This is a genomic window from Paenibacillus pinistramenti, from assembly GCF_005869875.1.
Lineage (GTDB): Bacteria > Bacillota > Bacilli > Paenibacillales > Paenibacillaceae > Fontibacillus > Fontibacillus pinistramenti.
Window position 1 is genome coordinate 374,977 of the sequence record NZ_VAWG01000001.1, and the last position, 15,155, is coordinate 390,131.

12 protein-coding genes are annotated in these 15,155 nt (G+C 52.4%); all 12 read right to left on the minus strand.

Annotation, left to right across the window (positions count from 1 at the left end; translation table 11 throughout):
• Window positions 1-40: 40 nt before the first annotated feature.
• The gene (sigE, locus tag FCN15_RS01770; protein WP_138493211.1) at window positions 41-763 is read right to left on the minus strand and encodes an RNA polymerase sporulation sigma factor SigE; all 723 of its coding nucleotides are present in this window, start codon (window positions 761-763) and stop codon (window positions 41-43) included.
• Between the two features lie 81 nt (window positions 764-844).
• Entirely contained in the window at window positions 845-1,810 is a 966-nt protein-coding gene (gene spoIIGA, locus FCN15_RS01775; protein WP_138493212.1) for a sigma-E processing peptidase SpoIIGA, read from the minus strand.
• Window positions 1,811-2,157: 347 nt separating this feature from the next.
• Window positions 2,158-3,267 (minus strand): cell division protein FtsZ, encoded by a 1,110-nt coding sequence (gene ftsZ, locus FCN15_RS01780; RefSeq protein WP_138493213.1) that lies wholly within the window; start codon window positions 3,265-3,267, stop codon window positions 2,158-2,160.
• Between the two features lie 59 nt (window positions 3,268-3,326).
• On the minus strand, window positions 3,327-4,589 hold the full coding sequence (ftsA, locus tag FCN15_RS01785) for a cell division protein FtsA (protein ID WP_138493214.1): 1,263 nt from the start codon (window positions 4,587-4,589) through the stop codon (window positions 3,327-3,329).
• Between the two features lie 249 nt (window positions 4,590-4,838).
• Window positions 4,839-5,576 carry a cell division protein FtsQ/DivIB gene (locus FCN15_RS01790; RefSeq protein WP_138493215.1) on the minus strand — a complete coding sequence of 246 codons (738 nt, stop codon included), beginning with the start codon at window positions 5,574-5,576 and terminating at the stop codon, window positions 4,839-4,841.
• A 62-nt stretch (window positions 5,577-5,638) separates the two neighbouring features.
• Window positions 5,639-6,916: a UDP-N-acetylglucosamine 1-carboxyvinyltransferase gene (gene murA, locus FCN15_RS01795; RefSeq protein ID WP_138493216.1), complete on the minus strand. Its 1,278-nt coding sequence runs from the start codon at window positions 6,914-6,916 to the stop codon at window positions 5,639-5,641.
• Window positions 6,917-7,444: 528 nt separating this feature from the next.
• Window positions 7,445-8,557, minus strand: coding sequence for an undecaprenyldiphospho-muramoylpentapeptide beta-N-acetylglucosaminyltransferase (gene murG, locus FCN15_RS01800; protein WP_138493217.1), 1,113 nt, complete (start codon window positions 8,555-8,557; stop codon window positions 7,445-7,447).
• Between the two features lie 4 nt (window positions 8,558-8,561).
• Entirely contained in the window at window positions 8,562-9,659 is a 1,098-nt protein-coding gene (spoVE, locus tag FCN15_RS01805; protein WP_138493218.1) for a stage V sporulation protein E, read from the minus strand.
• Between the two features lie 52 nt (window positions 9,660-9,711).
• Window positions 9,712-11,136: a UDP-N-acetylmuramoyl-L-alanine--D-glutamate ligase gene (gene murD, locus FCN15_RS01810; protein ID WP_138493219.1), complete on the minus strand. Its 1,425-nt coding sequence runs from the start codon at window positions 11,134-11,136 to the stop codon at window positions 9,712-9,714.
• Window positions 11,137-11,139: 3 nt separating this feature from the next.
• A complete protein-coding gene (mraY, locus tag FCN15_RS01815) occupies window positions 11,140-12,108 on the minus strand; it encodes a phospho-N-acetylmuramoyl-pentapeptide-transferase (RefSeq protein ID WP_138493220.1) in 969 nt (322 codons plus the stop codon).
• A gap of 16 nt (window positions 12,109-12,124) precedes the next feature.
• The gene (locus FCN15_RS01820; RefSeq protein WP_138493427.1) at window positions 12,125-13,582 is read right to left on the minus strand and encodes a UDP-N-acetylmuramoyl-tripeptide--D-alanyl-D-alanine ligase; all 1,458 of its coding nucleotides are present in this window, start codon (window positions 13,580-13,582) and stop codon (window positions 12,125-12,127) included.
• Entirely contained in the window at window positions 13,582-15,072 is a 1,491-nt protein-coding gene (locus FCN15_RS01825) for a UDP-N-acetylmuramoyl-L-alanyl-D-glutamate--2,6-diaminopimelate ligase (RefSeq protein ID WP_138493221.1), read from the minus strand. The genes FCN15_RS01820 and FCN15_RS01825 overlap by 1 nt, the downstream gene beginning before the upstream one ends.
• Window positions 15,073-15,155: the final 83 nt, after the last annotated feature.

Genomic DNA, 15,155 nt, shown 5'->3' on the forward strand with positions numbered 1-15,155 from the left:
AAAAAGTTTCGGAGGAGCTCCCAATGAGCCCCTCCGATCCTTAAACCATCTTATTAAATTCCTTGCGCAGACGCTTGATAATCCGCTTCTCCAGCCTAGAAATATAGGACTGAGAGATGCCGAGCAGATCGGCAACATCCTTCTGCGTCTTCTCTTCTCCGCCCTGAAGGCCGAACCGGAGCTCCATAATCATCCGCTCCCTGTCCGACAGCTTATCCAGCGCTTTGTGAAGCAGCTTGCGGTCGACCTGCTCTTCGATGTTGCGGTAGATGGTATCATTTTCGGTTCCGAGCACATCGGAGAGCAGAAGCTCATTGCCGTCCCAGTCAATATTAAGCGGCTCGTCAAAAGAGACCTCAGTCCGGATCTTATTATTTCTCCGCAGATACATCAAAATTTCATTCTCAATACAGCGTGAAGCGTATGTAGCGAGCTTGATCTTTTTCTCCGGATCGAACGTATTGACCGCCTTGATCAGGCCGATCGCCCCTATAGAAACCAGATCTTCAATGTTGATGCCTGTGTTCTCGAATTTTCTGGCAATATACACAACAAGGCGCAAATTGCGTTCGATCAGCATCGCCCGGATGGCGTTATCCCCGGAAGACAGCTTCTGCAGCAGGTACTCCTCTTCTTCTCTGGTCAAAGGAGGGGGCAGCGCTTCGCTCCCGCCTATATAGTAGATTTCTTCGCTTTTGAGGCCGAACATAAATAATAATCGGTAATACTGCAGCTGCAGCCGAAGTTTTATTTTCACACCCATGTCTGTTTCCTCCCCATGTTGACCATCATGAAGTCAGCTGATGATCTCTTTTGCTTCCAGACTGCCCGGCATAGCTTCAGACTAAGCAGTCTGTCCTGCGGCTTCCTGATTAGAGTTCTGTTCACAGCCCGGCTCGGCCAAAGACGGATGAATGATCGCCCGGTATGCTCCCTCAGCCGATAATTTGCCCCCGTCCAAACCAATTAGAACGCGCCGGGTGATATAGAGCTGACTGCCGATTGTCACTTTAACCTCATCCGGTTTGATCGCGAGCATAAACTGCGAACCCTTGTTGATGCCCCGATAAGGCACCAGACGCAGACGGTCTCTCCATGGAAAAGCCTCCATCTCCCCCAGCTCCAGCAGAAGGTTGTCCGCCCGGCCTTCAGCGAGCTTATCCCTCCAGCCAGACGGGAACACCGCTTCCCATAGCCCGGCTTCCATTACCATGACCGGCAGCCGGCTCAGCGGGTCCGTCAGCTGGTTGCCTGTATCCACCAGACCCTGACAGCTTACGATATGGCCTTCGATAGTTACCTCCACCTCGCCCGTATAAGAAGCCAGCCTCTCCTGCCTTTGCCGGCTGTTCTGCACATTTTTGAACGAAAGAATAACAACAAAGAATACAATCAATGAAAAAAGCGAGCCTACCTTCAGCCTGAAGCTTAAACCGCCGGACTGGGTAAACATAATTCCATTCCACAGCTCGCTTGAGCTCATCAGCAGATAATGAACCCCCAGGATTCCACCTGCGGCAACAAAGTTTACCACGTAAAAGGCACCCAGATTACGCATGTAATTTTGCAGGCTGCGAAAGCCGAAAGCGATCCACAGCATTACGACAGAGAATAGAAATTTGGTCAGAAACGTATACATAAATGACAATTGAGGCAGGAACATCATCAGGCAATACAGCGCCCCTATGACGGCTGATAAAGCTACTCTCCAATACTTCGGTTTTTGCTTGCGCATCCAGGCCGTCACCAGCAGCAGCGCACCATCAATCAGCAAATTGGTCAGGAAGATCAAATCAATATAGACTACCATTTGATAGGCTTCACCTGCCTGTTTCCCCGGCATCCGGAGGACCTGGTATACGGCGCTGTTACAGGTCTGGCCGAGGGATGTGTTTAAGTATAAAGAGATTCCCCCATGAAGTCTGTCAAACATTGAAGGTGGACGCCGGACTTTTTTTGTCGGAAAAATAAACAAAAAATACTGCTCAATTAGACGGCGTGGAGGCGGCGTGAAGGTAGTGAGAAGGTAGTGAGAAGGCAGTTTGAAGACAGCAAGAAGTTGGAGCGGAGCTTCGAAGCCTTATCCGGGTGCATTGGAGCATAAAAAAACCGAACCTCGTAAGGACAAGGCTCGGTCTCTAGTTCATTCTTCAATTCTTAATCGTTATTATTACGGCGATTGCGAAGGAAGGTAGGAATATCCAGCTGATCCGGCGTCGTTTGGTTGCCGAACGGTCTGAGCGTGGAATTCCGGGTATCCGCCGGATCAACAGCTCCTGGCACAGGCTTGCGAGGCGGAATTGCCGCACTGGACTTATGCTCAAATCCTGTAGCAATAACCGTAACTTTAATTTCTTCCTTCAGGTTCTCATCAATGATCGCACCAAAAATCATGTTCACTTCAGGGTCAGAAGCGGAAATGACGATTTCAGCAGCTTCGTTCACCTCATACAGCGACAGATTGGAGCCGCCGGTAATGTTCATGATGACACCGCGGGCGCCTTCGATAGAAGTCTCAAGAAGCGGGCTCATAATGGCTTTGCGTGCCGCTTCGGCTGCACGATTCTCACCCGTTGCAAGGCCGATGCCCATCAGGGCAGAACCGCGTTCGGTCATAATGGTCTTAACGTCAGCAAAGTCAAGGTTGATCAGACCAGGCACTGCGATCAGGTCCGAAATACCCTGCACCGCTTGGCGGAGCACGTTATCCGCTTCACGGAACGCTTCCAGCATTGGGGTCTTCTTATCCACAATTTCAAGCAGCCGGTCATTCGGAATGACGATCAACGTATCGACTTTCTCTTTCAAGCTTTCGATTCCAAGCTCTGCTTGGGAGGAACGCTTGCGCCCTTCGAAAGTAAAAGGACGGGTTACAACGCCAACTGTGAGCGCGCCGCACTCTTTGGCAATTTCTGCGATGACCGGAGCTGCACCTGTTCCGGTTCCGCCGCCCATACCGGCAGTAACGAACACCATGTCAGCGCCTTTAAGCGTATTGGCGATCAGCTCACGGGATTCCTCAGCCGCTTTCTTCCCCACTTCAGGATTGGCACCTGCACCAAGTCCGCGGGTCAGCTTGTCGCCAATCTGCAGCTTGTGTTCGGATTTAGCCAGATGAAGGGCCTGCGCGTCCGTATTCACGGTAATGAATTCAACGCCCTGAACACCGTTCTCGATCATACGGTTCACCGCGTTGCTGCCTCCACCGCCCACACCAATGACTTTAATTTTAGCCAAGCTTTCCATTTCAAAATCAAATTCCAACATTCTCTTCCAATCCCCCTCGTATATGCCTGAATGGCCCGTCCATCGTCAAGACGCTGTCCTTATATAAATTCACTGAAAATATTCTTTAGTCGTTCCATTAATCCCGGCTTACGAGGATTCTCTGGAGATGGGGCAGGCTTGCTCCGGTTAGCCGGTTTCTTTGAACCGCCGCCTCCTGTGTTTGTGCTGCGGACTCTGAGGCTTCGGATCACATTATGCAGAATACCAACCCCGCTGGTGAACCCAGGATCTCTTACGCCGATATAATCCGGAACGGCTATACGAACAGAGGCTGCCAGCTCCTGCTGGGCTACCTGCAGCAATCCCGGCATGGAGACTGTGCCCCCCGTAAGGATATAACCTCCCGGCAGCTCCGTGTAACCAAGACGCTTCACTTCCTGGCGAATCAGCTGAAAAATCTCCTGTACGCGCGGCTCTGCGATAGCAGCCAAATCTTCCTGTGTAAATTCCTTATCTACGTTGCTTCCAATCCGTGTTACCTTGAAGGTAACGTCCGGAGCTGCCGCTTCAATCAGCGCACAGCCGTACTTTAATTTTACTTTCTCTGCTTGATCCGTTAAAGTTCTAAGCCCGTAAGCGATATCGTTTGTAACAAATTCACCGCCGATTGGAAGCGTTGATGTTGCGGCAATTGTGCCGTTCTCAAAAACGGCAATGGTGGTGGCGCCTGCGCCAATATCAACCAAAACAGAGCCCATTGTTTTCTCGTCTTTGGAAAGGGCCAGCTGACCGGCTCCCAAAGAGAGAAGAACCAGATCCTTAATCTTAAGTCCTGCTTTCTCCACACAACGCAAAAGGTTATGTATTGCTGTCTTGGATCCGGTAATGATCGTCGCCTCTACTTCCAGACGAACACCGATCATTCCTCTCGGGTCCTGAATTCCTTCCAGGCCATCTACAATATACTGCTTGGCCACTACATCGATAATCTCCCGCTCCGGCGGAACAGCAATCACTTCTGAAGCTTTCAGAACCCGCTCAATATCTTCTTCACCGATTTCGCGGTCCTCATTAGACACTGCCACGACGCCATGGCTTGTCTGAAGTCCAATGTGATTACCGGAAATGCCGACATAAACTTCGGAGATTTGAATACCTACCATACGTTCTGCATGATCTATAGCATTTTTGATAGATTGCACAGTTTGGTCAATATCGACAATCGCGCCCTTGCGAATGCCTTCCGAGTCGGCAGATCCAACTCCAATAATATTAAAGGTTCCGTTACCTACTTCCCCAATAATAGCCCGAACTTTGGATGTACCGATGTCCAAACTAACAATGATGTCATTGTTGCTCAAGTCCTTGGCACCTCCTATAGCCAGTTATAGTAAAAGTTTATTTGAACATATACTAAACTATAATATTCAACGCAATTGAGCCTTTCCCTCTTTTTTCTACATTTTTTTTAGCCCGATAAGCATGCCAATTTCATCCAAACCCTGGCCTATACTTACGCCGGATTAAATGCAGAAAGAGAGAAGTCTGGCAGACAGTCCATAAAATGTATTCTACCATTGTTTTTTCCTTATGAGTAGTGCCAGTTTCTTTCATTCTTCGCCGGTTGGAGACGCAAACGGAACATAAGTGTCCGCTTCAAGCATCGTAATCAATCCGGGCTCCTGAGTTTCGGTAATATCATTAAGATACTCAGCTTTATCAGGAAGGAGGGAAATCGTCGTCAGCACCTCAAAGCCGGAGCGTGTGTACAGCTTGATCCGGTCTGGAAATGACAGGGTTGGAGACGGGAGAATTTCCGAAAAGTCGGAGGTCAAATCTTTAGGCATCTTGGCGAGCGTGGTGCAGAGCTTAAGCAGGTTCACCTGGTCTTTGTCCCACCCGGACAGCATAGGCTCTTCAAGTGAAGTTCCCTGTTTGACCAGCACCTTGCTGCCGTTGGACAGATAGGCCATCAGTTTGCCGTCCGCAGAAAGCTCGTAAGCAACAGACGGATACTCGTTCACCGTCACTTCAACAACTCCAGGGAAACGCTTGTCCACCGCAGCACTTTGGATAGACGGGATCTTCTGCAGCCGCTTGCTGACCGTTCCGGCGCTTGTCCCGAAGAAGCTTGCGCCAACCTTCAGTCCGCTCTGCTTCAACAGCTCGTCATTCGAGGAATAAACGCTGCCGCGGAACTGGATCTCTGTAATCTTGCTTACAGAGGAACGGAAGAATAAAACGGTGAGCAGAACAATAAATAATACTATAAGCAAAATAGCTACTTTCCTGCTGGTATTCTTCTTCGGTTTAGGATTCTTTAAAGCTGGAATATGTGATTTTGGCATAGTCATCTCCGAAAAGAGCCCATGATCCCCTCCTTGCGGAGGGGATGGCAACAGGCATATAGTCAAGCCGGATCCGGCTGCTTCAGGGGCGTTTCACGGTAAACGCTGGCGCCAAGCGAGCGGAACATTTCCTCAATCCGGTCATATCCCCGGTCAATATGATGAATATGCTCCACTGTCGTTTTGCCGTGGGCCGCGAGGCCCGCAATTACCAGCGCTGCACCGGCACGGAGATCCGTCGCTTCGACAACGGCGCCGTACAGCCTAGGAACGCCCCTAATAATCGCCGTGTGCAGATCAACGGTAATATCCGCTCCCATCCGGACCAGTTCATCCACATGCTTGAAGCGGCCTTCAAACACAGTCTCCTTGATGATACTGGTTCCGTCTGCTAAAGAAAGCAGCACCATAACCTGTGACTGCAGATCGGTCGGAAACGCCGGATACGGCGAAGTCACGATTCGATCAACGGCTTTCGGTCTAGTTAATCCATTAACGATAATTATATCATCGTGTGCCCGGATTTGAATACCGGCGCGCCGCAGCACATGCACAAGTGATACCAGATGCGCTGAATTCGTGTTGCTCAGCGTAATGCTGCCCCGAGTGGCCGCTGCCGCTATTAGTGCGGTTCCGGCAACGATCCGGTCAGGGATGATTTCATACTCGCAGGGATACAGCTTCTTCACGCCCTGAATCGTAATGGTGTCCGTACCTGCACCCGTTACGGAAGCCCCCATCTGATTCAAGAAATTTTGCAGATCCTGAATTTCCGGCTCACGGGCAGCGTTCGTCAGAACAGTTGTGCCCTCTGCAAGTACTGCCGCCATCATAATGTTCTCGGTAGCCCCGACACTTGGAAAATCCAGATGGATCTCCGTTCCAGTCAGTTTGGCCGCAGCACAGCGGATTTGGCCGCCGGACTCCTCAATGACTGCTCCCAGCGCTTCAAGCCCGCTGAGATGCATATCGATTTTTCGTTCTCCGATTGCGCAGCCTCCAGGCTGATAAACAGACACTTCCCCAAATTTGGCAAGCAGAGGCCCCATCAGAAAGATCGAGGATCTCATCTGCCTCATCAAATCTTCAGGCACATGGGCGGAATTGGCTATGGAAGAATTAATAATGACTTCTTCGCCGTTTCTTGCCACATGACATCCCAGCCGGGACAAAATCCCCAGCATGACCTCAATATCCAGCAGGCGCGGAACATTGCGAAGACGTACAGCTCCATCAGCAAGCAAACTGGCGGCCATGATCGGCAGCGCCGCATTCTTCGCTCCATGGATCCGAATGGTTCCTGAGAGGGGTTTCCCGCCTTCAATCACCAATTTGTCCAATGTATCACCTCCGAGTTTACCGCTCACCCTCTGAGAACACTCCAGGCACTCGCACAGGCACACTACCCTTTCTCTGCACTTGTCTCCATGATTTGATCCTTGAGGATGAGAACGTCCTCCGCTTTCGCTTGACCGGTGTTGACGATGAAATGGACATGCACCGGCCCTTTGCGGCCAATTCACCGTTATCCAGTACGGGATCAGCAGACTTAAATACCCGCGACACATCAGACCCTTGGACCCAGCGTCCATATAAGCGGTTTTCGCTAACCGTCCCGGGATGCAGAAAGCAAACTCCATTCCGGTGAGCCCCATTCCTCCTGACGCGCTGCTCAGGCACGAAAGAAGCTCCCCTCCGGCTTACTCGGCTCAGCGAAAATGGAATTGTTTGATGACCGAAACCGCTTTGCGGGAACCGGCTCTGTCCGGGTAGATTGTCGCGATTATAGGATATCTTATGAAAAAGTCCTGTCATGTGTGACAAATGCCCGGGCTGAGCGTGCTTCGAAACGGCATATCCAACGTCTGCTACGCCTTCTGTGCCGCCAGACTGCGGAGCATTTCAACTAAAATGTGAGCAGAATCCGGCTTGCCCAGCTTCCTGGCCGCCTCAGCCATCTCCTGCCTTGCCGGCTCATCCTTCATCAAACGCTGTACCTCGCGGAATAATGATTCACCCGACAGGCCGTTCTCCAAAATGACCGAGGCGGCACCCGCAGCCTCAAGGCTCCGCGCGTTCTTCTCCTGATGGTTATTCGTCACATTCGGCGAAGGAATCAGAATGGATGGAATTCCGAGCGAGGTCACCTCGGCAAGGAAAGAAGCCCCGGAGCGTCCGGCAATCAGCTTCGTTGCGGCAAGCACCTCAGGCATGTTGTGTATGTAGGGCAGGACGTGAAGTCTGGACGGCATCCTGCCGGCTTTTTTCCGGATCTCCTGAACCGTTGCCTCATAGTAGCTTTCTCCCGTTACATAAACAAAATGAACCTTCGGCAGTTTATCCGTAAGCGGAGCCATTTCAATCATCGCTTCGTTAATCGCTTTGGCTCCCCGGCTGCCGCCGGCCACCAGAACGATGTCGGTTCCTGACGAAAGACCGAGAGAGGCATAGCCGCGCCCCTTGTCAGCTTTAAAGACAGTCGTGGCTCGGGGATTCCCGGTGTATTCCACCTTCTTAGCCCCTGGAAAAGCCTTCTCCGTTCCTTCAAAACTCACTGCTACCGTATTTACGTACTTGCTCAGAAACTTGTTCGTAAGTCCCGGCACCGCGTTCTGCTCATGGATCACGGTCGGAATTCCCAGCTTGGCAGCAGCGTATACGACCGGACCGCAGACATAGCCTCCGGTACCGATGACCGCATCCGGCTTGAATTCACGCAGCAGCTGCTTGGCACGGCTCACACCTTTAAGAAATTTCATGACTGTCTTTACATTCTCCATCGACAGCTTGCGGCGGAAGCCGCTGATTTCAATCGCTTCAAACCTAATATTCTCCTGGGGCACAAGCTTGCTTTCCAAGCCTCTTGTCCCGCCGATATATAAAAATTCCGTTCCCGGAACTTCTTCGCTGAATTGTTTCGCTACGGCCAGTGCCGGATAAATATGTCCACCCGTACCGCCTCCGCTCAGCACAATTCGCATAAGATCACCTCGCGTGACGGGATAAATTCAGCAGGATGCCCAGTGCCGTCAGCATCAGCGTCAAAGAAGAACCGCCGTAGCTGATCAGCGGGAGCGTAATGCCTGTTACCGGCATCAACCCGATGACTACCCCGATATTAATAATAACTTGAATGGCTACCATGCCGACAATGCCGACCGCTAGAAAGCTGCCGAATTTGTCATCCACCGTCATGGCTACCCGCATTCCTCTCCAGACAAGAATCAGAAACAGCAGCAGCACAAGCGTGCCGCCTATGAATCCGAGCTCCTCGGACAGGATGGAAAAGATAAAGTCGGTCTGCGGCTCCGGAACATAGCTGTATTTCTGACGGCTCATGCCAAGGCCGAGGCCGGCCAGCCCACCCGGTCCGATGGCGTAGAGCGACTGGATAATCTGATAGCCGGCCCCGAGAGGGTCCGACCAGGGATCCAGAAAGGCCGTAATGCGCTTTAACCGGTATGGTGCAGCAAGCACCAGCCCAACAAAGCCCGCTGCTCCAACTGCAGCAAGACCGCTTAAATGCTTGAATCGGGCGCCGGCCGTGAAAATTATCAGCATTGCCGCTCCCATCATCACCGTGCCTGTCCCCAAATCCGGCTGAAGCATAATCAGCCCGAAGGCGAGCCCGCTTACGCCAAGCGGCGGCAGCAGCCCTTTGACAAACCGGGTAATGTCGTACGTATCCTTGCTCAGCCAATACGATAGGAATAAGATCATGCCCAGCTTCATAAATTCCGAGGGCTGGATGCCGAACGAGCTGATGCCAAGCCAGCTGCGGGCCCCTCCGCGGACCGCGCCAATCCCCGGAATCAGCACGATGACCAGCAGGCCGAAGCAGACCAGCAGACCCAGCTTGGCATATTTGCGGAGCCTCCGATAGTCGAAATTCATCATAAAAAACATAGCTATCAGGCCTAAAGCAGCAAACAGAAGCTGTCTCTTAACAAAATAAAAAGAATCTCCGTGATCATGAAAGCCCAGCACGGATCCGGCGCTGTATACCATGACCATCCCTATCGCCAGCAGGCTCAAAATGCTGATTAAGAGCCAAATGTCCGGCGCTCGGCGCAACTTGCTCATAAGCGGAAGCCACCTCATATGCGAAGTAGGGGCTTGTCAGATACCCCCCTACTTAAAGGTTATGCACCGCCTCTTTAAAAATGCGTCCACGCTCTTCATAGGAGGCAAACATGTCCCAGCTTGCACAGGCCGGAGACAGCAGCACAGTATCTCCTTTCCCAGCCAAGCCCTCGGCCTCTTTAAGCGCGCTTCGCAGTGTATCGGCGGCGTCTTCCTCATTATCGACTACGATAATGGTGGATATCCCCGCCATTTTGGCCACTGCCGCAATTTTCTCTTTGGTCTCGCCGAGAGTGACAACGGCTTTCACCTTGTTCTGCAGGGAAGGCAGCAGCTCCAGATAGTCGGAGCCGCGGTCCAGTCCGCCGGCAATCAGCACGATCGGCCCGCTGAGCGCCCCGATGGCCATCACGGTAGCCTTGGAATTCGTTGCTTTGGAGTTATTGTAATAAACAACTCCCTGCTTCTCTGCGACGTACTCAAGCCGGTGCTCAACCCCGCGAAAATCTCTAAGCGGCGCGGCCAGCTTCGCCGGATCGGCGCCTGCTGCAAGGGCGCAGGCCGCTGCAGCCAGCGCATTCTCGACGTTAAACCGCCCTGGAAGTCCGATTTCAGAAGTATGAATCAGTGTGATGCTCTCTCCATCTTCCGTGCGGTAGACGACCTGTCGGTCCAGACCGTCTTCTTCCTGCCCGGCATAAGGAGGCTCGACATAAAGGCCGCCCTGCGGAAGCCGTTCCGTTATGGAGAACGGCAGCAGCCGTCCCTTCAAGTAAGGCACGAGTCCCCGGCAGACCGGATCGTCCCAGTTCACGACAGCCGTGTCGGTGTCCTGCTGGTTGGCGAACAATTTGGCTTTGGAGGCAATGTAATCCTCCATCGTCTTATGGTAGTCCAGATGGGTCTCCACTACGTTCAGCAGGCAGGCCACACGCGGACGGAAGGCCTGCGTGCCTTTCAGCTGAAAGCTGCTCAGCTCGACGACCATCCAGTCATCTTCAGCGGCTTTCAGGGCCGCCTCGGTTAAAGGAATGCCGATATTGCCGGCTACGATTGGAGATAGGCCAGCTGCCTCCAGCATTTTTCCGGTCCAGGTGGTGGTGGTCGTCTTGCCGTTAGAGCCTGTAATGCCAATCATCGGCGCTTTGCAGAGCCAGAAGGCAATCTCGACCTCTGTCACCACTTCGATTCCAAGCTCAAGGGCAGTCTGCACAGGCGGAGCCGTGTAGGGGATACCAGGATTTTTAATAACCAAAGAGGTCCCCCGGTGAATCAGCCCCTCGGGATGCCCCCCGCATACAACAGAAATTCCCAAAGCCTCCAATTCGGATGCTTCGGGACATTCAGCTCTGTCTTTCTTATCATTTACGACAACATTCGCGCCAAGCTTAAACATGACTTTGGCGACTTCGACTCCGCTTCTGGCAAGGCCGAGTACGACGACATCTTGTCCGCGGTAATTTTCCGGATGTTTCATAACCTACAACCCCTTATTGAGATAAAGTCCGATGCCGGCAAGCACAAGGCCGACCGCCCAGAAGGTCACAACAACCCGCCACTCCGACCAGCCGGACAGCTCGAAATGATGATGGATCGGACTCATTTTGAAGATACGTTTGCCGCGCAGCTTGAAGGAGCCGACCTGCAGCACAACCGAAAGCATTTCGATGACAAAAATACCGCCGATCACGAGGAACAGCAGCTCGCTCTTGGTCACGATCGCAATGGCTGCAATCGCCCCGCCGATGCCGAGGGAGCCTGTATCGCCCATAAATACTTTGGCCGGATGAGCGTTAAACACCAGAAATCCCAGTACAGCTCCAATCATCGCAGCGGCACAGACAGCGGCCGGCAGCGAAGTCGCCTGCATGGCCACCACCGCAAAAGCACCAAAAGCAATGGCGCTTACTCCGGACAGCAGGCCGTCAAGACCATCTGTAAAGTTAACCGCATTGCTGACCGCAAGCATCATAATCACGATGAACGGATAATAGAACCAGCCGGTCCAGTCAAAGGAATAGTCGGTTCCGGGAATGCCGATCGCCGTACTATGGCCGTCACGGATCAGAAGAACACAAACGATGACAGCAAACAGCAGCTGGCCGAACAATTTCTGCTTGGCGGTTAATCCCAGCGAACGTTTGAAGACGATTTTGATATAGTCATCAAGGAAACCGACAAGGCCGAAGCCCAGTGAGGCAATCAGCAGCACATAGAAATCGGTGTCCATTTTGTTGGTGAATTTCAGAAAGGCGATCGTGAAAGCAAGCATAATGATAATGCCGCCCATTGTAGGCGTTCCGGCCTTTTTCAAGTGGCTCTGCGGCCCTTCGCCGCGGATCTGCTGGCCGAATTTCATCCGGCGCAGCAAAGGAATAAACAGCGGTGCGGCAATCACGGCGAGAATAAAGGAAACGCCGATGGTTAAAAGAATGAGTTGAAAGTCCATAATGGCTCCCCTTTCGCTATGATTGTTGTAAGTTAAAATTTTGGATGGCCTGGGCCACTTCCTCGAGCCTGTTCCCCCGCGAAGCTTTGACCAGCACCACATCATCCGGATGAAGAACGGATTCCAGCGCCTCAATCAGCCCGGCCTTGTCTGTAAAGGCCCGCACGCTGTCCGGCTGCAGCTGCTGCGCAGCTCCTTCCGCGATATACGCCCCCAAAGGCCCATAAACGTATATCAAATCTGCTATTTCCCCGGTAATAAACGAACCGACCTCCCGGTGCATCTGCTCCGCATTCTCACCAAGCTCCAGCATATCGCCCAGCACGGCAATTCTTCTGCCGAAGCCGTTCATGGAGCCCAGCACTTCAAGAGCAACCCGCATCGAGGTAGGACTGGCATTATAGGCATCGTTGAGAATGGTGATTCCGCTTGTGCCTTTCAGAAGCTCAATTCTCATCCCGGTAAGCCGGATCTGCTCCAGGCCAAGAGAAATGTCTGCCTCGCTAACCTTGTAATAAGCCGCTGCCGACATGGCGCCCAGAGCGTTGCTTACATTATGTTTGCCCAGCAGAGGAAGCGAGAAAGAAGCCTCTGAACCAAATACGTTAGTGGTAAAAGCTGTTCCGGCGCTTTGCTGCACCATGCTGGTCGGATGCATGTCGTTATGCGGCCCCAGACCAAAGGTCCAGGTTCGCAGCCCTTCCGGTTTCGAAGTCTCCGGCTCATCCAGCACCATAGGGATCAGCGGCTCGTCGCCGTTATAGACAAACAATCCGCCCGGCTTCATCCCCGCCAGAATTTCCGTTTTGGCCCGGGCGATTTCCTCGCGGGAGCCCAAATGCTCCAGGTGGGATTCGCCGATGTTGGTAATGATGGCCAGCTCAGGCTGGGCGATCAAAGAGAGCAGCTCAATCTCCCCTCGGGCACTCATGCCCATTTCCAGCACTGCAAATTCGGTGTCTTCCGGCATTGCTAATATTGTCAGCGGCAGACCGATATGGTTGTTAAAATTCCCCTGTGTCTTATGCACCTTATAGGTGGTAGACAGCAGGGAAGTCATAATATCCTTGGTCGTGGTTTTGCCGTTGCTTCCCGTAATGCCGATGACCCGCGCCCCGACGGCCTGCAGGTAGGCTTTGGACAGCTGCTGAAGCGCAGCCAGCGTATCGTCGACCAGAATAACCGGGCCATTCGCAGGAATGTCGCTGCGCTTTCTGGACCACAGGACAGCTCCGGCCCCCCGCTGCAGGCAGTCCGCAGCATAATCGTGGCCGTCGAATTTTTCACCCGTAAGCGGAATAAAAAGGCATCCCTCTGTCAGCTTGCGGGAGTCTGTCGTAACGCCTTCAATAACTTTCTCTGCTTCAACAACTTTCTCTGCTTCAGCAACTTTCTCTGCTACGGCGGCCCCGCCGCCGGGCATATTTAATTGTCCGCCGCACATGGCGGCAATTTCACTTAAAGTTCTTTTGATCACTTTGTCAAACCCCTTATAGCTTCTTTGGCAACCAGACGGTCGTCGAAATCCAGCACACGGCCGTTGATCAGTTGATAGGTTTCATGGCCTTTTCCCGCAATCAATACTACATCTCCCGGGCTTGCCATTTCAATAGCTTTATGAATCGCTTCGCGCCGGTCTTCCATCAATTCATAGCGGGAATCAGGCGTTTGCTGGTCCTTGAGGCCCGCTTCAATATCTTTGAGGATCGCTTCAGGATCTTCTGTCCGCGGGTTATCTGAAGTAATGACCATATAATCACTGTACTGGGCGGCAATCCTGCCCATCAGCGGACGTTTCGTCTTATCGCGGTCTCCGCCGCAGCCAAAGACCGTTATAATCCGTCCCTCGGCAAATTCCTTGACCGTCTTGAGCACATTTTCCAGACCGTCCGGCGTATGGGCGTAATCGACAATCACGGCATAAGGCTGGCCTTCATTCACGGCTTCCACCCGGCCGTCTACACCCTTGACTGCTTCCAGGCTTGCCTTGATGGTCTCCAAAGAGATCCCTTCCAGCAGTGCTGCTGTAATCGCCGCCAGGGCGTTGTATACATTGAATTTACCCACCATCTGTAAGGTGATATCTGTCTGCCCCGCGAAAGTTTCTACATGAAACTTGGTGCCTGCAGCTGTTACTTGAATTGCGGATGCCCGAACATCCGCTGAGCGTTCTACCCCATATGTAAGAACTTCCGCTGCTGTTAGTTTGGAAAAATAAACGGAAGCTTCATCATCTGCGTTCAATACGGCATATTTCCGGTCCTTCTCCTGCGCAGCATATCCATTGCCCAGACGGGAGAAGAACAGCCCTTTCGCAGCCCGGTACTCCTCCATCGTATGATGATAGTCCAGATGATCCTGGGTCAGATTGGTAAAAATAGCTGTCCGGAACTCCGTTCCTTTTACCCGGCCCTGTTCCAGCGCATGAGACGAGACTTCCATTACACAATAATCGGTTCCGGAGTCAACCATTTCATGCAGATAGCTCTGCAGATCCAGCGCTTCCGGGGTGGTTCCGGACATCGGATAAGCCGCTCCGTTCACCCTGCGCTGAATGGTGCCGATCAGCCCAGTCTTTTTCCCGGCATATTCTAAAATACTTTCGATCAAATAGCTGGTTGTGGTCTTGCCGTTTGTACCGGTAATACCGATCACCTTCAGCTTTTGGCTCGGGAACTGGTAATAAACATTGGCGAGCACGGCCATCGCCAGGCGGGAATCCTTGACCAGGAGCTGCGGCAGACGGCTGCCGGGCAGATGCTTTTCCACAACAAGCGCCGCCGCCCCCTTCGCTTCCGCCTGATCTGCGTAATCATGCCCGTCGACTGTATGGCCAGGCAGACAAATGAACAGATCCCCGGGAGCTACCTTCCGGGAATCGATTTGAATATTTTGGCAGGAGGAGCTCCCGTCACCGATAATTACTGAACCGGCCAGACAGGCCGCAAGATCTTTAAGCTGCATGAATAATACCCCTCCATTTTTTACATTTTCTATTAGTATGATCATTTCTATTAGTATGGTCACCCGGCCGCTGTTTAATTGCT